At 52.8% G+C, this 21,737-nt stretch carries 22 protein-coding genes; 2 read left to right on the plus strand and 20 right to left on the minus strand.

Translation table 11 applies throughout. From position 1 onward, the window contains the following. Positions 1 to 131: 131 nt before the first annotated feature. The gene (locus EVJ32_RS01205) at positions 132 to 383 is read right to left on the minus strand and encodes a hypothetical protein (protein ID WP_236633386.1); all 252 of its coding nucleotides are present in this window, start codon (positions 381 to 383) and stop codon (positions 132 to 134) included. A gap of 91 nt (positions 384 to 474) precedes the next feature. On the opposite strand from EVJ32_RS01205, the gene EVJ32_RS01210 reads away from it, so the two are divergent. Next, positions 475 to 765, plus strand: a complete 291-nt coding sequence (locus EVJ32_RS01210; RefSeq protein ID WP_236633730.1) for a hypothetical protein — start codon at positions 475 to 477, stop codon at positions 763 to 765. A 30-nt stretch (positions 766 to 795) separates the two neighbouring features. On the opposite strand, the gene EVJ32_RS01215 is transcribed toward EVJ32_RS01210, so the two are convergent. From EVJ32_RS01215 to recU, 8 genes are all read right to left on the minus strand, one after another. Beyond that, positions 796 to 1,371 carry a nuclease-related domain-containing protein gene (locus EVJ32_RS01215; RefSeq protein ID WP_070327404.1) on the minus strand — a complete coding sequence of 192 codons (576 nt, stop codon included), beginning with the start codon at positions 1,369 to 1,371 and terminating at the stop codon, positions 796 to 798. Between the two features lie 18 nt (positions 1,372 to 1,389). Then, on the minus strand, positions 1,390 to 1,686 hold the full coding sequence (gene gpsB / locus EVJ32_RS01220; protein ID WP_051121542.1) for a cell division regulator GpsB: 297 nt from the start codon (positions 1,684 to 1,686) through the stop codon (positions 1,390 to 1,392). A gap of 5 nt (positions 1,687 to 1,691) precedes the next feature. Beyond that, positions 1,692 to 2,237 carry an SLOG family protein gene (locus EVJ32_RS01225; RefSeq protein WP_131456091.1) on the minus strand — a complete coding sequence of 182 codons (546 nt, stop codon included), beginning with the start codon at positions 2,235 to 2,237 and terminating at the stop codon, positions 1,692 to 1,694. Further along, a complete protein-coding gene (locus EVJ32_RS01230) occupies positions 2,234 to 3,391 on the minus strand; it encodes a ribonuclease H-like domain-containing protein (RefSeq protein WP_131443307.1) in 1,158 nt (385 codons plus the stop codon). Before EVJ32_RS01230 ends, EVJ32_RS01225 begins: the two co-directional genes overlap by 4 nt. Beyond that, positions 3,388 to 5,637: a DEAD/DEAH box helicase gene (locus tag EVJ32_RS01235; RefSeq protein ID WP_070327406.1), complete on the minus strand. Its 2,250-nt coding sequence runs from the start codon at positions 5,635 to 5,637 to the stop codon at positions 3,388 to 3,390. The genes EVJ32_RS01230 and EVJ32_RS01235 overlap by 4 nt, the downstream gene beginning before the upstream one ends. A gap of 18 nt (positions 5,638 to 5,655) precedes the next feature. Beyond that, entirely contained in the window at positions 5,656 to 6,216 is a 561-nt protein-coding gene (locus EVJ32_RS01240) for a hypothetical protein (protein ID WP_236639461.1), read from the minus strand. Positions 6,217 to 6,305: 89 nt separating this feature from the next. After that, a complete protein-coding gene (locus tag EVJ32_RS01245) occupies positions 6,306 to 8,906 on the minus strand; it encodes a transglycosylase domain-containing protein (protein ID WP_131456093.1) in 2,601 nt (866 codons plus the stop codon). Positions 8,907 to 8,926: 20 nt separating this feature from the next. Continuing rightward, on the minus strand, positions 8,927 to 9,523 hold the full coding sequence (gene recU, locus EVJ32_RS01250) for a Holliday junction resolvase RecU (protein ID WP_083273961.1): 597 nt from the start codon (positions 9,521 to 9,523) through the stop codon (positions 8,927 to 8,929). A 351-nt stretch (positions 9,524 to 9,874) separates the two neighbouring features. Between recU and EVJ32_RS01255 the strand changes: the two genes are divergently transcribed. Next, positions 9,875 to 10,726 carry a DUF3800 domain-containing protein gene (locus EVJ32_RS01255; protein WP_083273962.1) on the plus strand — a complete coding sequence of 284 codons (852 nt, stop codon included), beginning with the start codon at positions 9,875 to 9,877 and terminating at the stop codon, positions 10,724 to 10,726. Between the two features lie 41 nt (positions 10,727 to 10,767). Here the strand turns inward: EVJ32_RS01255 and EVJ32_RS01260 are convergent, their stop codons facing one another. From EVJ32_RS01260 to panB, 11 genes are all read right to left on the minus strand, one after another. Continuing rightward, the gene (locus EVJ32_RS01260) at positions 10,768 to 12,000 is read right to left on the minus strand and encodes an MFS transporter (RefSeq protein WP_131456095.1); all 1,233 of its coding nucleotides are present in this window, start codon (positions 11,998 to 12,000) and stop codon (positions 10,768 to 10,770) included. A gap of 151 nt (positions 12,001 to 12,151) precedes the next feature. Next, entirely contained in the window at positions 12,152 to 12,811 is a 660-nt protein-coding gene (nth, locus tag EVJ32_RS01265; protein WP_131456097.1) for an endonuclease III, read from the minus strand. Then, positions 12,811 to 13,398 (minus strand): DnaD domain-containing protein, encoded by a 588-nt coding sequence (locus tag EVJ32_RS01270; RefSeq protein ID WP_070327409.1) that lies wholly within the window; start codon positions 13,396 to 13,398, stop codon positions 12,811 to 12,813. The genes nth and EVJ32_RS01270 overlap by 1 nt, the downstream gene beginning before the upstream one ends. Before the next feature lie 61 nt (positions 13,399 to 13,459). Then, positions 13,460 to 14,761 carry an asparagine--tRNA ligase gene (asnS, locus tag EVJ32_RS01275; protein ID WP_131456099.1) on the minus strand — a complete coding sequence of 434 codons (1,302 nt, stop codon included), beginning with the start codon at positions 14,759 to 14,761 and terminating at the stop codon, positions 13,460 to 13,462. Positions 14,762 to 14,781: 20 nt separating this feature from the next. Beyond that, positions 14,782 to 15,969 (minus strand): pyridoxal phosphate-dependent aminotransferase, encoded by a 1,188-nt coding sequence (locus tag EVJ32_RS01280; protein ID WP_131456101.1) that lies wholly within the window; start codon positions 15,967 to 15,969, stop codon positions 14,782 to 14,784. Positions 15,970 to 15,991: 22 nt separating this feature from the next. Beyond that, on the minus strand, positions 15,992 to 16,438 hold the full coding sequence (locus EVJ32_RS01285; protein ID WP_236635467.1) for a hypothetical protein: 447 nt from the start codon (positions 16,436 to 16,438) through the stop codon (positions 15,992 to 15,994). A 29-nt stretch (positions 16,439 to 16,467) separates the two neighbouring features. Next, the gene (locus tag EVJ32_RS01290; protein WP_016509977.1) at positions 16,468 to 16,653 is read right to left on the minus strand and encodes a YpmA family protein; all 186 of its coding nucleotides are present in this window, start codon (positions 16,651 to 16,653) and stop codon (positions 16,468 to 16,470) included. 64 nt (positions 16,654 to 16,717) lie between these two features. After that, positions 16,718 to 19,528: an ATP-dependent DNA helicase DinG gene (gene dinG, locus EVJ32_RS01295; protein ID WP_131456105.1), complete on the minus strand. Its 2,811-nt coding sequence runs from the start codon at positions 19,526 to 19,528 to the stop codon at positions 16,718 to 16,720. A gap of 116 nt (positions 19,529 to 19,644) precedes the next feature. Continuing rightward, positions 19,645 to 20,028: an aspartate 1-decarboxylase gene (gene panD / locus EVJ32_RS01300; RefSeq protein WP_131456107.1), complete on the minus strand. Its 384-nt coding sequence runs from the start codon at positions 20,026 to 20,028 to the stop codon at positions 19,645 to 19,647. Between the two features lie 5 nt (positions 20,029 to 20,033). Then, positions 20,034 to 20,864: a pantoate--beta-alanine ligase gene (panC, locus tag EVJ32_RS01305; protein ID WP_131456109.1), complete on the minus strand. Its 831-nt coding sequence runs from the start codon at positions 20,862 to 20,864 to the stop codon at positions 20,034 to 20,036. Beyond that, the gene (gene panB / locus EVJ32_RS01310; RefSeq protein WP_070327416.1) at positions 20,861 to 21,697 is read right to left on the minus strand and encodes a 3-methyl-2-oxobutanoate hydroxymethyltransferase; all 837 of its coding nucleotides are present in this window, start codon (positions 21,695 to 21,697) and stop codon (positions 20,861 to 20,863) included. Before panB ends, panC begins: the two co-directional genes overlap by 4 nt. Between the last annotated feature and the right edge of the window lie 40 nt (positions 21,698 to 21,737).

Genomic DNA, 21,737 nt, shown 5'->3' on the forward strand with positions numbered 1-21,737 from the left:
TCGCCCCTATCTGTTTAGTCCGAAATGCGTGAACGAACCCATAAAAATGAGAAGAGGCCACCGTTAGCGAACAAGTCGCTCCCGGTGGCCTCTTTCTTATAAATCTACTGAGTTATGTCCCAGCCTCTTTGTCAGGATGGTGCATTGTAATAAAGTGTCCCCGGTTTCGATAGGGTCAAGTCATAAAACGCCTCGAACGCTTCCACGTCCTCTAATTTCCGAAAATCGACTTTGTCCGTCTGTTCGTTCGGAATCGCAACGATGATGCCATCGACCGTCGATTTGATCATGCCCGTCTGTCCGTTATGGATTCGAATGTAGAGCACGTGCTCACTTTGCAGTAATTTTACGGCTTCACGCCGTGATTGTATCGTCGTTTTCACAGTCATCCCTCTCTTCTTTTCGAGTATACGGTCCGCCGCTGTTGCTTTCAACCGTTTCCCCCTTTAAAATTGTGTAAAGAAGGGGTTGAATGTGTTGGAAACTATATTGATTATCGCGCTTGGCGCGCTGTTCGTCATCCTCGTGACAATCCGGACGATTCGTAACTTGCAATGGGTCCGCTTTGGTGAGGCGTTCGGGAAACAAGGTGAGGAGTTACTCGAGGATTACACCTACTTGACGGAAAAAGGCGTCACGTGCCGAATCGAACAGGGCTTGCCGACCGGGCGCTTGTTTAAACCGCTCGCCAAAAACCTTGATGACCGGGTCGCTTTGTTCGTGCACCGAAATGATGAAAAAAAAGCAAAAGAGCTACTAAAGTAAAAAAGGTGCCGCGGCACCTTTTTACTTATTTTACTTATGTAACTGGCGCTCTGAACAATAATAAGCGATTTGCTTGATTGTCGCCTCTGATAGGAGCTCGAGTTTCGTCTTGGCGATGACTTTGTCGATCGCTTCGAACGAGTCTTCACAGTTCGCTTTAACACGTTCGACTTTAAGACGTGACGCTTCTGGAAAAATTAAAAATGACGTGACCGGTACGGCCTTGCCGCATTCTTTTTTTAATAGGCTCCGAACTTGTTTCGTCATCTGCTCGAGTCCTTCGACTGGATGCGGATAGATGTTTTTCCACCCGAGTGAGGTTTCTAACCGACACTCTCGGTTCGTCACATGGACGGCCGTCGTCGTCCGATTGATTTGGACTAAAAAGACGCCTTTCGGTCCGACGAGCACGTAGTCGAGCACGTTGTCACCGATTTCGACTCGTTCAATCATCATCCAATCGAAGCGACACGTGTGCCGAATGATTTCTACGATCTCATCCGTATACGATTTCGGCGGCAAGATGACCTCTTCTTTCGTTCGGAACAATCCTTTCGTCTGTCGTTTCACCGGCTCTTTCTTGACGGCCGTCAACACTTGTAACATCTATTCCACCTCCTCTCGTTATTCGCTAGGTCCGACTTGTTTTCCGAAGACGGCCTTTTCTAAGTTTGAAATCCGACGCAACATATCGTAGTTCGAGGCGACAGGTTGGGCCGGTTTCACCGGCTCGGTCGGTTCGCTTGAACCGCGGCGCAACGATTCGTTTTCTTGTCGCAAACGTTCGATCTCTTTCGCCATCTTCTCATAGTCCCGGATGACGACGTCTAAAAATTGGTCGACTTCTTCTTGCGAGTAGCCGCGGAGGGCCGTCTTGAATTCTTGTTTATAGATTGCTTCGGCTGTTAATTCGGTTTGCATAGTCTTCACTCCCACTGTTGTTCCCACTGTTTTTCTTCCTCGATCACACGCAGGTCGGCTTGTGTGATCATGAATAGTTCCATCTGGTGTTTTCGTTTAGCCCCTTCAACGAGGAAACGGGGACTTCCTCCCGTCTCTTCGTCATACAACGTAATTAATCCTGCTGCCTTGTCTAAAAAGAACGCTGTTTTTGCGCGCAGCTGACTCGGGTCTTCATAAGGACGTTGCGTGAGCGGTTCAAAAAAATCGGCTTCGAGCCGCAACTGGCTGAATAACTCTTGTTCATACGGCTTATACCGTTCTTCCATCTCTAAAAATGGCGGAAACACCGCGATTTTAATCGGGTGTGTTTCTCTTAACTCTAACAATACTTGTCCTGCCCACAATTCACAACCGTTCGTTCCACTGAAGATGAACCATTCGGCCCCGAGTTCGATTGCTTCTGTGATCTTTCGGCGGTACGCTTCTTGGATGATCTCGATGCCGGGATGGTCAGCTTTGAAGATCCCAAGCTCATGGGGCCGATACCCGGTAATCGCAACAACTTTCATAACCTCTTCCTTTCTAACCGAGCTAGACGATGGTTGAGCGCGTGTTGCTGTTTTTGGACGGTCTGTTTCAAGACCGTCTTTTGCTGTTCCACGATCGCAATCGCCTGCTCGGTATATCGAATGGCTGACACGACATCTTTTTGCTGATGTTCTGCATACTTGGCTAGCTCGACCAACGCCTCGGTCGTCCCGACTTCTTTGAAAAGAGGAAGCGCTTCGACGATGCGGCCGGTCCGCTTTAACAGCAGCGCTTGACGCATTTTCGCCCGTTTTGTCGGTTGCTCGATCCGTTCATACTGTTTGAGTGCCTCGTCCGTACTCCCTAGATCGTTCAACCAATGGGCCCGCTCTTCTCCAAATGTCGGCTCGTCTGCTTCGACGAGGTGACAGAGCCGCTTATAAAGCGACACGAGGCTCAAGCAATCGGCGTGATGGTGCTCGATGACCGGTTGTAAAATATCAGGGTCCCGCTCTTTGACGTATTGAAAGTAATGCATCGGGGCGAGAAAACCTGGCAGATCGTCCGTTCGGGCATGTCCAAAATGGGCCTCGACCGCTTTTAACGAGACCGACTCGAGTGTCGGCTTCAACAGACGCCTTGACGCATGCAACAGATCGACATGACCGACGGCGGGCAACGCCTTCACTTTCGTCCGGACGAAAGTATGACGCGTCTTGATTTGCGGCCAATCGAACGATTTTCCATTGTACGTCACGAACCGGACCTCATCGCCGATGTCATTGAGAAAGTGATAGTAGAACGCGGTCTCAAACGCCGGGTGCGGCAATACGTACTGAATCATCTCGAGATGGTCTGGCTTGAAGCGGGCGAACCCGATCAAAAAGATGGACGTCCCGGCACCACGGAGCCCGGTCGTCTCCGTATCCATGAACAACACTTGGTCATACGGCACGTCGACCGTGAAGAACGGATGGTCTGCCGTCCCGAGGGCACGTTTCGCCGCGTCGAACGTAAAGTCGTGATACGTTGCTTCAAGCGGGTAAATCTCTTTCAAGCGCACGCACCACTCGCTTTCAAACGTCAGGATCTCGCCACCTCGCGCAATCCACTTGGCTTGCTCCGCGTCATCTGGTGTGACCGTCGCTTGTTTCGGTTCATTTGTTTTGATGAGTCGTGATAGCTTCGCTTTCATATCGTTCCTTTCAATGCGGTCAACTGATTGACAACTTGGTCTTTAAAGTCACCGTAGCCGATCATCCCGACGCAACGTGGGCATCCGCTCACACACGGACAATCCTCGACCGTGCGGATTGCTGCGTCTAAAATTTCAGCGGCGTCTCGGAAGAGCGCTTCGCTCAAGCCGATACCGCCCGGATAGCGGTCGTACAAGTAGACGGTCGGTTTATTCGTATGGGTCGCTTTCATTTGAATCGTCGTGAACAAGTCGAGCGTGTCGCACATCAAGTAGAGCGGGGCGAGCCGGCGCAACAAGTCACTGACGGCCTCGAGCTGATCTTCCATATCGGCTTCCGAGTAAGCGAACCGGTCATCGAGCGTGAACCAGGTCGACGTCGTATGCAACTCCCGTTCCGGCAAGTGGATCGGACCAGATCCGATATTCTCATGCGTCCCGAACTTGATCTTCTTGAACAGCGTCGCCATTGCGATGACCGACACTTCACCGAACGTCTTGGCACCGCTCGTCTTGTTTTCTTCTAGCACTTTTAACTCCACGGCCAAGTTTGCGTCTGTGTAGTAATCGACATCGACGCGCCGCACGTACGCTTTCTTCTCTTCAAAATCGAGTTTCTCGACTTGATATTGCTCGGCCCCATGCAAATAGATCGCCTCGTCGTGAAGCAGCGTCATCGCACTGAACGTGTCCATCTCGCCGATGACTTGATGTTTCGCCGTCTGGTCGACGATGACGACGTTCTCTTGATCGCTCGTCCGCAGCGAGATGTCGTGGGCCGGGAAGGCGTCCGTCATCCAATAGTATTTATTGGCACGCTCATGCAAGATTTGCGCGTCCGTCAAGAAATCAAGGATATCCTCGGTCTCGACCGTACCGAAACGCTCCCCTTTTTGGAACGGGAGCTCGAAGGCGGCGCACTTCATATGATCGACTAAAATGATCAAGTTGTTCGGGTCAAGACGGGCCGCCTCAGGCGAACGCTCTAAAATCAGGTCTGGTTGCTCGACGACGAGTTGGTCGAGTGATGACGACGAGGCGACGAAGATGACGAGTGATTCCGACTGGCGACGGCCGGCTCTTCCTGCTTGCTGCCAGAGCGAGGCGACGGTGCCGGGATATCCGTTCAATACGCACGCCTCGAGTTGACCGATGTCAACGCCGAGTTCGAGCGCGTTCGTCGAAACGACGGCTTTGATTTCACCGTTCCGGAGCCTGCGTTCAATCTCACGCCGCTCTGACGGAAGATAACCGCCCCGATAACCGACGATCGACTTCGGTCCGAGTTCACGTCTCGTCAATTCTTGCAAATACGTCAATAGCACCTCGACCCGGACCCGTGACCGAGCGAAGACGATCGTTTGAATATCGGCCTCGACAAGTTTTGATGCGATCCGCTTCGTTTCGAGCGTGGCGCTCCGACGAATCCCGAGCGCTTCATTGACGACCGGTGGGTTATAGAAAATAAGGTGTTTTCTCCCTTGCGGAGCTCCATTATTGTTGACGAGCGTCACTTCTTCCTCGGTCAACAGCTCGGCCAGCTCGACCGGGTTCGCGATTGTCGCGGACGTCATGATCCATTTCGGATAACTTCCATAGTAAGCACAGATTCGTTTGAGCCGCCGAAAGACGTTGGCGACATGGCTCCCGAATACGCCGCGATACGTATGCAGTTCATCGACAACGATATATTCGAGGTTTTCAAACAACCGGATCCATTTCGTGTGATGCGGCAAAATCCCTGAGTGAAGCATATCCGGGTTCGTGATGACGATGTTGCCGGCGTCCCGCACTTTCGTCCGCGCTGCCGGCGACGTGTCCCCATCATACGTGAAGCATCGGAGGTCGCCTTCGAGCGCCTCGACCATCTCCATCAAATCGCTGTTCTGGTCTTGCGCGAGCGCTTTCGTCGGATACAGATAGAGGGCTCGTGCCGTCGGTTTCTCAATCATTCTAGACAGCACGGGCAAGTTATAGCAGAGCGTTTTACCAGAAGCTGTCGGCGTCACGATGACAGTCGAGTTCCCACGTGACGTCTGTTCGACCGCTTCGGCCTGATGCGTGTACAATTGCTCGATGCCGCGACTGTTTAACACCCGGACAAGATCGTCTGGGACGCTCGACGGGATGGCCGCGTATCTTGCAGGTTGTGCCTCGACCGTATGCCAGTGTGTGACATTGGCGGAAAAACTCGGGTCGGTCTTTAATGTCTTAATCATCTCTTCGACGGAACGTTTTTTCCGCATAGTACTCACCAACTTATTTCATGATTTTGAAGGTGCAAGTCGCTCCACGATCGTCTTCACTTGACTGATTCGTTCGTCACGCAAGAGACGATGAACCGCAGGCAAGTGTAGCACCTCCATCGCTTTGAACGCCTCGGCGACATGCTCATTTTCTTCTTCAAGCCGCTCCATCGCATCATTGTATAACAGGTGCGTCGAACGGCCGAACAAGACGATGGTATGTAACTTCGTGCATTTCGAATGGACTGCTTGCAAATGTTTCGTGTAACATTGCACCGCTTTATGATAATCCTCGTGCGTCGTCAGCGCTTGGCGCTTGCCGCGAAGAAGTTCTGGATAAAAAGATTCATCGCCGAGAAACATCGTCTCGACGCCGATCCGTTTCAAATAAGGATGGCCGATCGCCTCTGCCACGGCCGAATCATCGATCAATCGTCCGAACGGGATCGATTCTTCTAACAGAATGCGTCCCATCTTCAATCCATTGACGCCGTGAAGGGGTAGGCCAAGATCATCGTCTTGCAGTCGATCGATTACAAACAACACTTTCATCTTTCGCTTAAGAGAGAGTTGAACCATATGTCACCATCCTATTCGCTTTCTTTTCATTATAACAAACCACACAGAAAAACAGGGCGTTGATGTCGCCCTGTTTGAAGTAAGTCAATTTATTCGCGATTGTCATTTTCACGGTCTTGGTTTGATTCAGACGTGTCTGAGTTGGACTGTGATTCGAGCTCGGTCGAAGATTCTTCTTCCGGAGGGGTCTCTTCCGTCGCCGGCTCTTCCGTCGTCTCTCCTTCACCGCCTTCATTGTTCCCATTTCCGTTTCCGTTGTTACCATTCCCGTTATTGTTGTCAGTCTCATTCGGTGGCGTTTCTTCAGCCGGCTCTTCTTCTGGAGGCGTCTCTTCCGTTGCCGGTTCTTCCTCTTCTTCAGCCGGTTCTTGACTGCGTTCGACCGTGTATTGCGTTTGGGCCGGACTCGACTGTTGCTCCCCTACGAGTTGGTTCGAAGCGGTCGCGACGATGGTGAACGTCGTCGTCCCGTTCCGGAGACCCGAAATAGCGATGCTCGTGTCTTCCGTCGTTCCGACGACACGTTCACTGCCGTCCGGACGTTTCTCCGTCACGGTGAACGAGAGACCTTGATAACCGTCCGCTTCGACCGCTTGACGATTATATGACCACGTCAACGTCCCGCTGTCGGACGGAATGTCATAATTGATCGACGCGCCGGTCGGTGCCGGAAGATTTTTTGGTTCTAAGTCTTTTGGTTTCGTCCCTTTGACGTATAGTTCATTGCCGAGCGATAGCACCGAATCTGGTTGCTGGAAGCGATCCGGACTTCCCGTCGCCTTCGTCACTTCTTGCATCATATAGTCGAAGTAGTACTGGGCGTGGTCCTCAGCAAGCGCATCCTTATCAGCTCCGGGTGCTTTCCCGGTCCAAACCGAGATCGAGTAGTCGGTCGTATAACCCGTGAACCACTTATCGTTTGGATTTTTATCTTTATCGTTCGTCGTCCCGGTCTTCCCGGCGACGTCGTATTGGAAGGGATCAGGCGCATACGTACCAGTTGGTGTGTTGACCACGTCACGGAGCATATCGGTCAACATATACGCGGTATAGTCTTCCATCGCCTGCTTCGCTTTGATCGGCGAGTTGATCGTCGATCCGTCGTTGAACTCAATCTTTTGAATCAAGTGCGGCTTCGTGTACATCCCGTTCGCACCGAGCGCCGCATAAGCGGCCGCCATTTGCGTCGTGCTCGCCTCGGCTGTACCGAGAGTGTTCGAAAGCAACAACTCGTCACCCGAGCGGGCCGGCTCGATGCCGACGTTCTCGACGAACGACTCGATCGCCTCTGGACCGAACTCGTCCTGTACTTCCTGGAAAGCGCGGACGGCCGGCGTGTTCCCGGAAATCGTCAAGTAGTAACGCATCGTGTTGGCGCCGCGATACCCCGTGTAATAGTTCTTCGGATTGAATTCGCCTTCATCAAACGGCGCATCCATCAAGATTTTTCCAGTCGACCATTGGGCTTTCTCGATCCCTGGACCGTAATCGAAGAACGGCTTCGCCGTCGACCCGATTTGGCGTTTCTCCCGCGAATAGTCGCGGTAGTTCTTGTCGCCTTGTTCCGCCTGTTGGCTGTCGATGACAGCGACGATTTCACCCGTCTTCGTGTTCAACACGGTCGCTCCCATGCGGAGATCTTTCGGGAACTCACCGTTTGGAATGTTCACGTTATCTGTCTTAATATCTTTATTGAATTTCGCGTGCAGCTCTTTATTGATCGACGTATATACTTTCAAACCCGTCCCGTAAATATCAGACTGCTCTAAGCCGTAGTCTTCTTCGAGCTCCGCTTGCACACGAGCGTAAATCGAACGGGTGTAAGACTCTTCTTCTGTCTGCGCACCCGGCGAGATGACGTCGGCAATCTCGACGTCGAGCGCCTCGTTATACTGTTGTTCTGTGATATGACCGTCCCGCTTCATTGCCGACAGCACTTGCTCTTGACGGTAACGCGTGAGTTCTTGGTCGCCAGCGATCGGATCATAAGCGCTCGGTCGTTGCGGGAGTCCCGCTAAGATAGCCGCTTCTTGATAGTTCACTTCTGACACCGGCTTGTTGAAGTACGTCTTCGAGGCCGCTTGCACACCCCACGCCCCTGAACCGTAGTAGTTCTTGTTCAAGTACATCTCAAGAATCTGTTCTTTCGTGTACTCGCGCTCGAGTTTCACGGCGAGCCACTGCTCTTGCAATTTACGTTTTAATTTCTTGTCGGTCGACAAGAACGACTGTTTGACAAGTTGTTGCGTGATCGTCGAGCCACCTTCAGACCCGAAACCGTCGGTCACGTTCGCGAGCACGGCACCGCCGATGCGGCGCACGTCGATTCCGTTATGCTCATAGAAGCGACGGTCCTCGATCGAGATGACCGCTTGCTGCATCACTTCTGAAATATCGTCGATGGACACGTACTCACGGATCTGGCCGCTTTCTTCAAGCGGTTCACCTTCAGCCGACAGTAGCTGAATCGGATACGTATCGACTAATTTCTCCTCATCGAGCGGCGGTGCGGTCGCAATCGCGTAGGCTGTATAAGCTCCTCCGACGACCACTCCGACGATCAACAACAATCCTATAATAAGTAGGATGCGTCTCCACATCGGTTTCTTTGTTTGTTGTTTTAGTTTTTTCGTTTGTTGCTTTGGCTTTTTCGTCGTATCTTGTCGACGCGCCATCCGACTTCGTTCCATTCACGCTTCACTCCTTCTATTCAATCGAGCCACGCTTCAATCGCCGTCAAATAATCGATGGCTGGAAGGGCTCGTGTTGGAACTTCGATTGCCTCTTGTTCAATATATGCGAGCGGGATCGACTTACGTCCCGTCTCTCGCTGCTCCCACCAGTGTAATAATTGCTCCGTTGATAACACATATTGCGTATTATAGCGGCTAAACCGGATGATGACAAAACAAATCCCTCCGTGACGCTCACACTCGCGCATGTGATTGATTTGATGGTCATGAAAGTTTCCGAGCGGGAACGACGTTTTATTGTTCGTCTCTTTCGCTTCAAAATCAATGTATTTCCCGCGATAGACCCCGTTGTAGTCGGTCGTCGAGGCTTGCTTAAAATACGCCTCGGTCACTTTGGCCGCGCTCCGTTTCGGGTAATCGACTTTGACGATTTGAAGTGGAGTCGGTTTTTTATGGATGACCGCTTTTCCGTGGAGTCGATAAAACTCGTTCGTATCGTTCAGAAGCGTCTCTAAATTCATGCCTCGATTCGCATACGTTGGCGGACTGGACTTTGCCGGCATCTCGGCCGCTCTCGGTTTCTTCCCGTTTGGATAATGGAACAATGTCGTCACCCCTAATTACTAGTTTAACAGGTTGATCCACTCGTTCCTTCCGTCTGAAGTCTGATTGTCGAGTTATGTCGCTCGACTCCTCCGTGGATTTTCCGCAATCCATATCGTACCAAACTCCCGTATGTTAAACTAGTGTGTAGTGCATTGTGTATTCAAATTGACACGACCTTGTTACGGTGTCATTGAATACTTTTCTACAATAGGTCCTCTATTTATTAACCGAAATGTGAACAGGCTAAACGCTGATTGACGAGACTTTAAAAAAGTAAGCGATCGAGAGCGTTTCGCGAGGACTGGAAATAAACTAGGCGGCTTAGAATCTACATCCCTAAGCCCTGTTGGAGGAGTAAGATGGAGACACAAAAGAAATATGTCATGTTCGTCGACGAGACAGGTACACCAAAAGGCAACACCCAGTTCAACTTGACCGGGGTATTGATGGAATACAAGTATGCGATTGACGCCGATGAGGCCGGAATGCCGTGCGAATTGAAGCGACGCTTACAAGCGTTCAAACGAGATGTCTTCAAAACGGAAAATATCCCACTGCATTTAAAAGAAATTTTAAAGGCCGAGCATCCATATGGAAAAGACGATGGGATCACAATCGATATGCTCCGTGATTTTTGGAACAAACTCCCAGACTTCTTGCGCGATATCAATTGCACGATCGTCAGTGTCGAGGTCGATAAACAGAAGCTTCACGATTTCTACTCGACACCGAAAGACCCTTATGTCGTCGCTTTCGCCCATTTGATGAAATCGTTTTATGCGTTTTTGGAAGAGACGGAAGCTGTCAGCGCCCGTGTCGTCCTCGAGTCGCGCGACGATTATCAGAACCTGCTCATTCAAAAAGCATTTTTCGATATCTTCAATTCCGGGACGGTCCATCTCGACGTCGAGAAGAGCCGACAAAAAATCAAAGGGTTCATCTTCTCAGAGAAACAAAGCACGATTTATCAATCTGGTCTTGAAATCGCTGACCTCGTCTGCCTGCCGCTCTCGCGCGTGCGCCGCGGCGTGATCGAAGTGAAACCACGGTTCGTCCATTATGGGGATGAAAACCGAATCTTCAAAGCCATCAAGGACAAGATTTACATTCGTAAAGACAGTCCAGACCAAGATTTCCGCAACTGGGGCTTCAAAAAAGTCCCGATCACGAAAAAACGTCGCGAATGGAGCGACCATCCCTGGAACCATTAAAAATCGCCTCGTAGCCATCTACGAGGCGATTTTTATGTTGCTCAATCTTGCGGACGAAGCCCCGGTAATGTCTCACGCAGTCTTTTGAGCGCAATCAGTCCAGCCATGAACGGGAGCAGTGCCACAATCCCGATTGCCCAATCAATTGACAGCACGTCGGTCAATAAACCAGCCAACAACGCCCCAAACGCATAGCCACTGTCTCGCCAAAACCGATAGACGCCCATCGCTGACGCTCGCCAGCTCGGCTCGGCCACGTCACTGATTGAAGCTTGGAGCGTCGGATAAACCATCGCCGTCCCGATGCCAAGCAAAACGGCGGCAAACATCCAGAGCGAATAGTCGTTGACGAGCAGGATCAGCCAAAGCGATCCCGCCTGGACCCACATCCCTCCGACAATCAACCCTTTTCGTCCGATGCGGTCACTCAACCCACCTGTGAACAGTTGGACCAACCCCCATGCGGCCGGATAGATGGCGACGATCAGACCAATCTCCGATAGATTCAGCCCTTTATAGGCGAAGTAGATCGGAAACAACCCCCACGCCATGCCGTCCTTTAGATTCGTTGAAAGTCCTGCCAGCGTCAGGCTCGAGAGCGAACGGTCTTGCCAAGTCGTCGTCAAGAACACGTCTTTGGCCGAGCGTTTCTGTCCCGTTCCCACACCTGTTGACTGCAAGTGCAACTGTTGTCGCGTATCTTTGACAAAGATTGATAACGTGAACCCGATGACGACGATCAAAATCCCCACGTAAAACGGTTCCGGCCGGTTGCCGTACGTACTGGCGATGAATCCTGAGACCGCGGCCATGGTAGCGACCCCGACATAACCGGCAAATTCGTTCAAGCCGACGGCAAGCCCTCGTTCCATCGGTTTAGCCAAATCAATCTTCATGTTGACTGTCATCGACCACGTCAAACCTTGATTGATCCCTAGTAACACGTTGGCGACGATGATCATCCACCAAGACGTCGCAAAGATGACGAGTAACGGGACGAACAAACCAAGTCCCCAACCAACTAATAAGACTTTCTTGCGACCGAACCGGTCTGCGATCGCCCCGGCAAAATAGTTGACGATTGCTTTTGAGAAACCAAAACTGATAATGAATGACAGCGCCGCGCTTGTCGACACTAATCCAAAATCTTCTTCCCCGATTACAGGCAGGATGGTCCGTTCAAGACCGACCATCGATCCGACGAAGAAGTTCGTCACGACGAGCATGATAAAGTTCATCCGATTTTCATGTATGCCGATTCGTGTTTGAGTCATTAAACGTGCCCCCCTTGCCTTTCAGTCGATCTGTAGAATTGAACGATTGTATCGTTTCGATGTTGACTAGATCGAGTATAGCAAAAAATACCCCCATACGTATAAAAAGCGTCTTCCCGATTCAAAAATCAGGAAGACGCTTGCGTCATCATTATCCAGTCGCTTGCTGCGACTTCATCCGCTTCTTGCCTTCGCGGCACATATGCAAGAGCGGACACGTCTCGCAGCCGGGCCGTTGTGCCTTGCAGTGATACCGTCCGAAAAAGATAAACTGGTGGTGGAGCTGTGACCAGTCTTCACGGGGAAACTTCTTCATGAGCGTGTCTTCGACTTGACGGACGTTGTCTTTCCAACGGCAGATGCCGAGCCGTTTGGACACACGCTCGACGTGGGTATCGACCGCGAACGCCGGTTCATGAAAGGCGACCGACAAGACGACGTTCGCCGTCTTGCGCCCGACTCCAGGCAGCGCCTCGAGTGATTCCCGGTCGTCCGGGACGATGCCTCCGTGCAGATCAAGAATTCGCATCGACAGCGCTTTGACGTTTTTGGCCTTGTTTCGAAACAGACCGATTCGTTTAATGAGCGACTCGATTTCCGCTACGTCAGCCGCAGCCATCGCCTCGACCGTCGGGAACGCCTCGAACAGTCCAGGCGTCACTTGGTTGACGAGCGCGTCCGTCGCCTGCGCGGACAGCGCCACGGCGACGACGAGTTCGAACGGGTTGCGGTGGGTCAGCTCACAATGGGCGTCCGGGAACATTTGCCGCATCGTCTCCGAGATTTCGTTCAATTGAGCTCTCGTCAACATCACTTTTTCCTCCGTTGATACTCGACCAAGTCTTCGAGTGACTCGACTTTATGGTCTTGCCAAACGCTCAAGATTTTATCCATGTACTTGAAGTTGCGGACGTTACGCAGTTTCGCCTCGCGGAGCGCGGCCAAAATGAGTTCTTCACTGAAACCGTCTTCGGTCAACCAGCCGACGATTTGCTCGATCTCAAACGGCGTGATCGTCCCGAACTCCCGCTCGAACGTATGGATGAGGTTCTCGTTTAGCGACTGCGTATTTTTTTCAGGGGCGCCGTCTTCTTCGAGTGCTTGGAAAAGAGGGAGCAGACTGTATCGCTCCACTTCCGCCGACGCATCGATGGCGACGAGCTCTTTTTGCAGCAGCCCGAGCAGAACAGAGCGTGCCTCGCTCTCGGGAACGTTCATCCGGTCGCCGAGCTCGCTCGGAAGCGGCATCTCGATGCCTTCTCCCGTCAACTCCAACAAGTGGACGACGAGACAAAACTCGACCGGGTTGAGATTGAGACGACGTGCATCGGTGAACAGCTTCCTCGGAACGACGACCGGACTTTGTTCAAACAGCTTGATCAGATTATGTGCATCCATGTCGCACATCCTTTCTAGACAAATCAATCGGGGAAGACAATTAGTCATCCCCGATTGGCGATTATGGGTGAATTCGGTTCAATAGACGTGGGAACGGAATCGCTTCACGGATGTGTTCGATTCCGCTGATCCAAGCGACGGTCCGTTCAAGACCGAGCCCGAAGCCCGAGTGTGGGACCGAGCCGTACTTACGCAACTCAAGATACCAGTCATACGCATCAGTCTCATCAAGTCCTTCTTTGGCGATCTCTTCTTTCAAGCGGGCATAGTCGTCTTCACGCTGCGAGCCGCCGATGATCTCGCCGTAACCTTCAGGTGCGATCAAATCGGCACAAAGGACGAGTTCAGGGTTCTCTGGGTCGACTTTCATGTAGAACGGCTTGATTTCTTTCGGCCAATGGGTGATGAACACCGGCAAATCATGCGCGTTGGCGATCGCCGTCTCATGCGGCGCCCCAAAGTCATCCCCGTACTCGATGTCATCGAAGCCTTCTTCTTTCAAGAACGTGATCGCGTCCGTATAACGAATACGTGGGAACGGCGCTTGAACTTTTTCAAGCTTCTCCAAGTCGCGTCCGAGCAACTCAAGCTCGTTCCGGCAATGGTCAAGCGCTGACTTCGCGATGTATGACACATAACGCTCTTGCAGATCAAGACTCATATCATGGTCGAAGAATGCCATCTCCGGCTCGATCATCCAAAACTCGATCAAGTGACGACGTGTCTTCGATTTTTCAGCGCGGAACGTCGGACCGAACGAGAACACTTTGCCGAGCGCCATCGCTGCGGCTTCCATATATAACTGACCTGTTTGCGACAAGTAGGCCGGCTGACCGAAGTAGTCCGTCTCGAACAACTCGGTCGTCCCTTCCGGCGCGCTCGACGTGATGATCGGCGGATCGATCTTGACGAATCCTTCTTGGTTATAGAACTCGTATGTGGCCCGGATCAATTCGTTCCGGACTTTCATGATCGCGTGCTGGCGACGCGACCGGAGCCAGAGGTGACGGTTGTCCATCAAGAACTCCGTCCCGTGTTCTTTCGGTGTGATCGGATAGTCGATCGATTCCGAGATGATTTCCATCGCTGTCACTTCGAGTTCGAAGCCGAGCGGCGTCCGGCCGCCGTCCGATTTGACGTTCCCCGTCACCCAGACTGACGTCTCTTGCGTCACGCCTTTTGCGAGGGCGAACAGTTCTTCCGCGACTTCTGCTTTGACGACGACGGCTTGGGCGAACCCGCTCCCGTCCCGGAGTTGAAGGAAGGCGATTTTACCACTCGAACGTTTGTTGGCGATCCAGGCACCGACCCGGACCGATTGTCCTTCATAATCTTTAAATTGGCTAATTGAAATAGTTGTCATGTTCATATCCATCCTTTCGCTTATCGAGCGCTACTCTTGATAAAGTTTTCCACTCGATCGAGCGCTTCTAGTACTCGCTTCAATTCTGTTGCATAAGACAAGCGGACGTAATCGTCCTGCCCAAAGCCCGATCCCGGCACGAGCGCGACGAATGCTTCACCGAGCACTGCTTCGCACCATGCGTCGACCGAGTCGTAGCCGCTCATCGACGCGGCTTGTTTGGCGTTGGCGTATAAGTAGAATGCCCCTTGCGGTTTTAGGCACGTGATGCCTGGTATGTTGATCAATCGCTCATAGACGATTTCAAGGCGCTCTTCAAATGAGACCCGCATCATCTCGACGTCATCTTGCGAGCCGTTGTACGCCTCGACGGCCGCCGCTTGGGCGATCGACGTCGGATTCGACGTCGAGTGCGATGCGAGGTTCGTCATCGCTTCGATGATCGTCTTGTCTCCGATCGCGTACCCGATGCGCCACCCGGTCATCGCATGTGACTTCGAGACCCCGTTGATGATGATCGTCCGCTCACGCATGTCAGGAAGCGTGGCGATCGAGACGAACTCGCTATCGCCATAGATGAGCTTCTCATAGATCTCGTCACTGACGACGAGCAGGTCGTGGCGCTTGACGACTTCGGCGAGTGCGACCAACTCTGACTCCGTATAGATCATACCGGTCGGGTTGGACGGGCTGTTCAAGATGACCGCTTTCGTCCGGTCTGTGATGGCGGTTTCAAGTGACTCTGGCGTCAGCTTGAACGTCGTCGCCTCGGTCGTCTCCACATAGACCGGGACACCGTCGGCAAGTTTCACTTGTTCCGGATAACTCACCCAATACGGGACCGGGATGATGACTTCATCACCTTCGTCGAGAATCGCTTGGAACAAGGCGTATAACGCATGTTTCGCCCCTGAGGCGACCATGACCTCGTTACGCTCGAACGTGAGGTCGCTGTCGCGTTTCGTCTTCTCGATGATGGCATCTTTTAAAGCGACCGTTCCGCCTGAAGGCGTATACTTCGTATCGCCGTCACGTGCAGCCTTGCATGCGGCCTCAATAATTCGTTCAGGCGTATTGAAGTCCGGCTCACCGGCCCCGAGCCCGATCACGTCTTGTCCCGAGGCTTTCAGCGCTTTCGCTTTCGCCGTGATCGCGAGCGTCGTCGAAGGTGTTAACTGTTTTACACGTCTTGCCAATAGATGTTCCATCGATATCCTCCTCTAATCTCGTTCAGTTCGAATCCGCCAGTTGGACCCGTCTTACAAAGTCTCCGGTTTGAAGCGTGTAATAGGAATACGTATACGTCGCCCCTGATTTCGTCACGACTTCGATGAGCGCACGCTCATCGAACCCGTACTTACAACTGACGAGCATACCACCGGTCTCCTCGAGCGAATCGGCACAGACTTGATCTAAGTCGACCGACGCGATCTCACGTGTCTCGATCGGTTGCTTGCTGTCGACCGGCACGAACAGGACACGGTCCGTCTCCTCGAAGACGACGTACGGTTCCGTCCCGTTAAAGAGCTCAGCCCGTTCGATCCGGACCGTCGGCTGTTCGGCCTCAAGACGATTGCGCGCTTCCGCGATCATGTTTTGTTTTGTCCGTTCCGTATGACCGACCGTGAACCAATAAATCCCACTAAACACGATGACGACACCGATGAGTGCCGTCATAAGAGCAACCACTACTTTTTTCTTCCGCGTCATTCTGTCCGATAGATGGTGAACACCATCTCTTCTTTCTTCGGATCATTCACTTTTTTCTCTAATGCAAGACCGAACATCAAATCTTGGCTCTTCAGTGTACGATTCAATAGGTCGACGATTTTGTACACGTCTGCCGTCGGCTCGATCCGAACGGTCGCGAGCGTCTCAATATTCGAATTCATGTTTACTCCTCCTTCAAAACACTATACCCATCATTATAAAGCGATAATTTCACGCTGCCTAGCGTTATCTCTGATTTCCTAGAGTCGTCTCTTCTTTCTCATCTAAAAACAGTTCGAGCTCGGCCAGTGACGTCTCGAGCGATCCTTCGATCCGGTCGACGGCCGGGAGACTATTGAGAAACTGTTTCCCGTAACGCGTCGTCTCGACACGGCGGTCGAAGACGAAGATGGCGCCGTAATCCTCTTTCGAGCGAATGAGGCGACCGACGCCTTGTTTGAAGCGGATGACCGCTTGCGGAAGTGACAGTTCAAAAAACGACGACTTCCCGGTCGCTTCAATTTTTTCGGACCGCGCCTGAATGACCGGTTGGTCGGGCGGGGCGAACGGGAGACGCACGATGACGAGGCAGGTGAGCGCCTCTCCCGGGATATCGACCCCTTCCCAGAAGCTGGCCGTCCCGAACAAAATCGACTGATCGATTCGTTTGAACTGCTTCGTCAAACGGCTGCGCGAGCCGCCGCTGACGCCTTGGGCAAGCAACGTATACGCGTCGTCTAGCTGATGTCTCACCGCCTCGTGCGTCAAACGTAACAGCTCGTTCGACGTGAACAAGACGAGCATGCGTCCTTTCGTCACGTTGGCAATCCGGGCAATCGAAGCGGCGATTTGATCGACGAAATGCGGCAACGGCACTTCGTTGATCAACGGGATGTCTGACGGGACGAACAATTTCGCCTGTTTCTTGAAGTCAAACGGCGAAGCGAGGACGACTCGTCTCACGTCCTGCCCGTCGAGACCGAGCCTGCGCTCGATAAAGCCGAAGCGACCGGACACGGTCATCGTCGCCGACGTCAAAATCGTCGGTCGTTTCGCAAACAAGCGCTCATGGAGCAACGGTCCGATTTCGACCGGTTGCGTATAGACCGAGGTCAATTTGCGGTTGGCCAAGTTCAACTCGACCCAACTGACAGCGTCGTCGTCGCGGGTGAGCATCGTTTCATACAGCACGCTCTCAATCTCTCGCACGTCACCGATGAACGCCTTCAAGTCACCGATCACGGCGCGTTGCTTGAACGTCATATGCTCTTTATGCTCATCGAGAAGACGAAGCATCTGCCGGAGCGACATCCGAAGCGTCCGTAAACGGTTCTCAAGCCGCTTCGCCACTTCACGGATCGGTCGGAACACGTCACCTTCCCGTTCGAAGCGAACGGTTTGCCGTTGATCTTTTTTCTTGCCGAGCGACTGGAGCGCCGTCAACAGGTCGTCTAGTTCGACATCGACTTGGGCTAACGCCTGGTCGGTCTCTTTACTGAACGCTTCCGTCTCTTCGGACACGGACGTCAAGTCGGCAAGTTGCAGCAGCCGGGAATGGAACTTTCCGTCGGCCCCGTAGCCGAACCATTTGAATAAGCGATCGAACTGGATCGCGTCGAACGTGACGCCGAAATGATGCGAGGCGACCTCTTCGACTTGATGCGCCTCGTCCAAGATGAGCGGCGTGTCGGTCGGGAGAATCCCGGCCTGATGCTGCAGATCCGAGAAGAGCAACGCATGATTCGTGACGATGATATCCGCCTCTTTCGAACGCAGGACGGCCCGCGTGAAGAAGTCACGGCTATACCATGGGTCAAAGCGGCCGAAGTCCGTTGCCGCGTCGGCTTGAATGAGCCGTTTGAACGAAGCCGGCCCTTGTGTCGCCGCTCCAGGGAGTGACAACTCTTCCAAGTCCCCTGTCTCCGTCTCGGTCAACCAGACGAGCACCATCGCCTTGCACATCGCCGAGAGCATCCCGTCATTCGTCTCCTCGAGCACCATCTCAAACTTCCGGAGATCAATATAGTTGCGTCTTCCTTTCAGAAGCGTGAACTCGATTTCCGGGAAGATAGCTTTTAAGATCGGCAAGTCCCGGTTGAGCAGCTGTTCTTGTAATTGGATCGTATGCGTGCTGACGACGACCGGTCGTTTCGTCTCAAGGGCGTGATGCGCGCTCGGGATCAAGTAGGCTAACGTCTTGCCTGTGCCGGTCCCGGCCTCGATGAGAAGCGTCGCCTCATCGTCGAGCGCCTTATAGACGTGCCGCATCATCTCGAATTGACTTTGTCTCGGTTCGAATTGGTCGAACAGTGACGGAAGCGTCTCTTCGATCGTCCGATGAAGGAACGGTTCGAACGGTTCGCGCTCGACCGCCGGCTCAAACGAATCAGTCAGGCGACGGAGTGCGATTTTCCGGTGGATATCGTACGTCGTCTCGTCATCTGGCCGAATACCAATCTCGACGATGAGATCATCGAGCAACGGCTCGATGTTGCTCGTCCACGACTCGGACAGACGGCGCAACTGTTTTAGCGTCACGACCGGTAGCGTCCGCAGGCGATTGAGTTGTTGAATAAACAACTCCGCGGTCGCCTCGGCATCGCTGAGGGCGCGGTGCGCGTCCGTGTGCACCAAGCCGAACGTGTCGGCGAGCGACTCGAGCGCATGGCTTTCAAGTGTCGGATACAAGATGCGCGCGAGTTCGACCGTATCGATGGCCCGCCCTTGGAAAGGTAAATATCCTGCCAGTTCTAAACTCTCATTTAAAAAATTCAAATCAAACGAAACGTTGTGGGCAACGAACACTCGCCCATCTAACATCTTCCAAATATCAGGGATGACGTCTTCAAACGCCGGAGCGGACGCCACATCCTGATCTGTTATCGTCGTCAACTGCGTGATAAAAGGAGGGATTGGACGACTCGGTCGAATCAACGTACTGTAGCGCTCAATCACTTCACTACCTTGTACGACCACCGCCGCGAATTCAATCAGTTCATCGCCGGATTTGACGGAATGACCGGTCGTCTCTAAATCCACTATCACATAAGTGTCCATAACATCCATCCCATCTTCGGCACGCTCGTGCTTTCTGTCTCTTTCTGTCTGTCTCATCTTACCATAGAACGATGCACGAAAAAACGGGGTTGCCTCTAAGGGCATCCCCGCTCTGTTCATAGAATCGTATGTGCGATTTCTTCATATAACAGTTGATCGACTTCGTTGCGATCGTTCAACACCGCAACTTTCGGACGATACGATCTCGCCTCTTCAGCCGTCATCTGACCGTAGGCCATGATGATGACGACATCGCCGACTTGGAAATGGCGGGCCGCCGCCCCGTTTAGGCAGATGACGCCTGAACCGCGCTCACCCTTGATGACGTATGTCTCAATGCGGGCGCCGTTATGGTTGTTCGTGATGTGGACGTGCTCATTTTCCATAATCCCGACCGCGTCCATCAAATCCTCATCAATCGTAATCGAGCCGACGTAGTGTAAATTCGCCTCGGTCACGGTCGCCTTGTGTAGCTTGGCGTGCATAAATGTTCGAATCATTTGATTCACCCTCTCTTCCAAATCGTATTATCAATCAAGCGGGCGCGTTCAAACTGCACCGCCACTGCAATCAACAGTTCTGTCGACGAGTCTGTCACGTGCGAAAGCGTCGGATAGTCGACTAGTTCGACATAGTCGATCGTACTGTTCGGGATTGCCGACAGCCGTTCGACGAGCCGTTCTTGTACCGACGTGATCGCGTCCCCTTCAGTCAACGCGTCACGCGCCTCGATGAGTGCTCGATTGATGTCGCTCGCGTCAATCCGTTCCGTTTCAGACAAGTAGACGTTACGTGACGACTTGGCGAGTCCCGAGTCCTCACGAATGATCGGACAGCGGATAATCTCGACCGGCACGAAATAGTCCCGAACGTATCCCTCGATCAGTGCGACTTGTTGGGCGTCCTTCAAGCCGAAGTAAGCACGCGTCGGCCGCACCAAGTTGAACAGTTTTGAGACGACCGTCAACACACCGTCAAAATGACCGGGCCGGCTGGCGCCGCATAAGACGTCGGCTCCGGTACGCACCGTCACGCGCGCCATATCGAGCGGATACATCGTCGCGGTATCCGGATAAAATAGTACGTCTACCCCCGCTTCTCGCGCCAACTGTTCGTCCCGTTCAAAATCTCTCGGATAACGATCAAGGTCTTCATTCGGCCCAAATTGGGTCGGATTAACGAAGATGCTCATGACGACGCGATCGTTCTCGCGTTTGGCCGCCTCGACGAGACTCAAGTGTCCTTCATGCAGGTAACCCATCGTCGGCACAAAGCCGACGGTCAACCCGTCGGACAGAGTTTCACGTAACGACATCGGATCGGTGACGATCCTCATGCTTTGCCACCGTACAACGTGTCGAGCAGCGTCTCATCCATCGTGAACGTGTGGCGTTCGAGCGGGAACGAGCCGTCTTTCGTCGCTTGAACGTAAGAGCCGATGGCACTCGTCGCGACCGCGTTCACATCGGCGTAAGCCTCGACGAATTTCGGGAGACGGTCGACCCCATACTTCAAGACGTCGTGATAGACGAGTACTTGGCCGTCGACGTCGGCACCGGCACCAATCCCGATGACCGGGATGTGAAGCGCTTCGGCGATTTTTTTGGCGAGTTGATGCGGCACGCACTCGAGGACGAGCATTTTGGCCCCGACCCGTTCGGCCTCGAGGCTGTCGTTGATCAGTTGCTCGGCATCCTCAAGTGACTTCCCTTGGACCTTATAGCCTTCGAGCACACCGACCGATTGTGGTGTGAGCCCGAGGTGGGCGACACAAGGCATGCCGACTTTCGTCAATCGTTCGATCGTCTCGAGCACTTCGCCCGCCCCTTCAAGTTTGATGGCGTCGGCATGTCCGTCTTGGAACAATGTCGCCGCCGCTTGAAGCGTTCGGTCGAAATCACCGTGATACGTCGCAAATGGCATATCGACGACGACGAACGTGTCCTTCGCCCCGCGGCGCACCGCTTTGGCATGGTGGACCATATCATGAATCGTCACCGGAATCGTCGAGTCGTAACCGAGCACGACCATTCCTAGTGAGTCTCCGACGAGGATGATGTCCACTCCCGCCGCTTCGGCCAGTTTCGCCGACGGATAATCGTAAGCGGTCAACATGACCAATTTCTCTTCTTGCTTCATCTTTTTCAATAATGAAGTCATCGTATGCATATGTTCTCCTCCTAAATGTGGAGACAGGAAAGGAAAAACG

Source organism: Exiguobacterium sp. SH5S4 (genome assembly GCF_004337045.1).
Classification (GTDB): Bacteria; Bacillota; Bacilli; order Exiguobacteriales; family Exiguobacteriaceae; genus Exiguobacterium; species Exiguobacterium aurantiacum_A.

What these genes read in the sequence shown, in the direction of transcription:
- nth (WP_131456097.1), bottom strand. Translation starts at nt 12,811, where the DNA reads ATGTTGACGAGAGCTCAATTGAACGAAATCTCGGAGACGATGCGGCAA.
- EVJ32_RS01245 (WP_131456093.1), bottom strand. Translation starts at nt 8,906, where the DNA reads ATGGAACGAAGTCGGATGGCGCGTCGACAAGATACGACGAAAAAGCCA.
- EVJ32_RS01270 (WP_070327409.1), bottom strand. Translation starts at nt 13,398, where the DNA reads ATGGATGCACATAATCTGATCAAGCTGTTTGAACAAAGTCCGGTCGTC.
- panC (WP_131456109.1), bottom strand. Translation starts at nt 20,864, where the DNA reads ATGAGGATCGTCACCGATCCGATGTCGTTACGTGAAACTCTGTCCGAC.
- panB (WP_070327416.1), bottom strand. Translation starts at nt 21,697, where the DNA reads ATGCATACGATGACTTCATTATTGAAAAAGATGAAGCAAGAAGAGAAA.
- dinG (WP_131456105.1), bottom strand. Translation starts at nt 19,528, where the DNA reads ATGGACACTTATGTGATAGTGGATTTAGAGACGACCGGTCATTCCGTC.
- EVJ32_RS01215 (WP_070327404.1), bottom strand. Translation starts at nt 1,371, where the DNA reads ATGTTACAAGTGTTGACGGCCGTCAAGAAAGAGCCGGTGAAACGACAG.
- EVJ32_RS01240 (WP_236639461.1), bottom strand. Translation starts at nt 6,216, where the DNA reads ATGGTTCAACTCTCTCTTAAGCGAAAGATGAAAGTGTTGTTTGTAATC.
- EVJ32_RS01230 (WP_131443307.1), bottom strand. Translation starts at nt 3,391, where the DNA reads ATGAAAGCGAAGCTATCACGACTCATCAAAACAAATGAACCGAAACAA.
- EVJ32_RS01280 (WP_131456101.1), bottom strand. Translation starts at nt 15,969, where the DNA reads ATGGAACATCTATTGGCAAGACGTGTAAAACAGTTAACACCTTCGACG.
- EVJ32_RS01290 (WP_016509977.1), bottom strand. Translation starts at nt 16,653, where the DNA reads ATGAATTCGAATATTGAGACGCTCGCGACCGTTCGGATCGAGCCGACG.
- EVJ32_RS01260 (WP_131456095.1), bottom strand. Translation starts at nt 12,000, where the DNA reads ATGACTCAAACACGAATCGGCATACATGAAAATCGGATGAACTTTATC.
- gpsB (WP_051121542.1), bottom strand. Translation starts at nt 1,686, where the DNA reads ATGCAAACCGAATTAACAGCCGAAGCAATCTATAAACAAGAATTCAAG.
- EVJ32_RS01225 (WP_131456091.1), bottom strand. Translation starts at nt 2,237, where the DNA reads ATGAAAGTTGTTGCGATTACCGGGTATCGGCCCCATGAGCTTGGGATC.
- EVJ32_RS01255 (WP_083273962.1), top strand. Translation starts at nt 9,875, where the DNA reads ATGGAGACACAAAAGAAATATGTCATGTTCGTCGACGAGACAGGTACA.
- asnS (WP_131456099.1), bottom strand. Translation starts at nt 14,761, where the DNA reads ATGACAACTATTTCAATTAGCCAATTTAAAGATTATGAAGGACAATCG.
- EVJ32_RS01285 (WP_236635467.1), bottom strand. Translation starts at nt 16,438, where the DNA reads ATGACGGCACTCATCGGTGTCGTCATCGTGTTTAGTGGGATTTATTGG.
- panD (WP_131456107.1), bottom strand. Translation starts at nt 20,028, where the DNA reads ATGATTCGAACATTTATGCACGCCAAGCTACACAAGGCGACCGTGACC.
- EVJ32_RS01235 (WP_070327406.1), bottom strand. Translation starts at nt 5,637, where the DNA reads ATGCGGAAAAAACGTTCCGTCGAAGAGATGATTAAGACATTAAAGACC.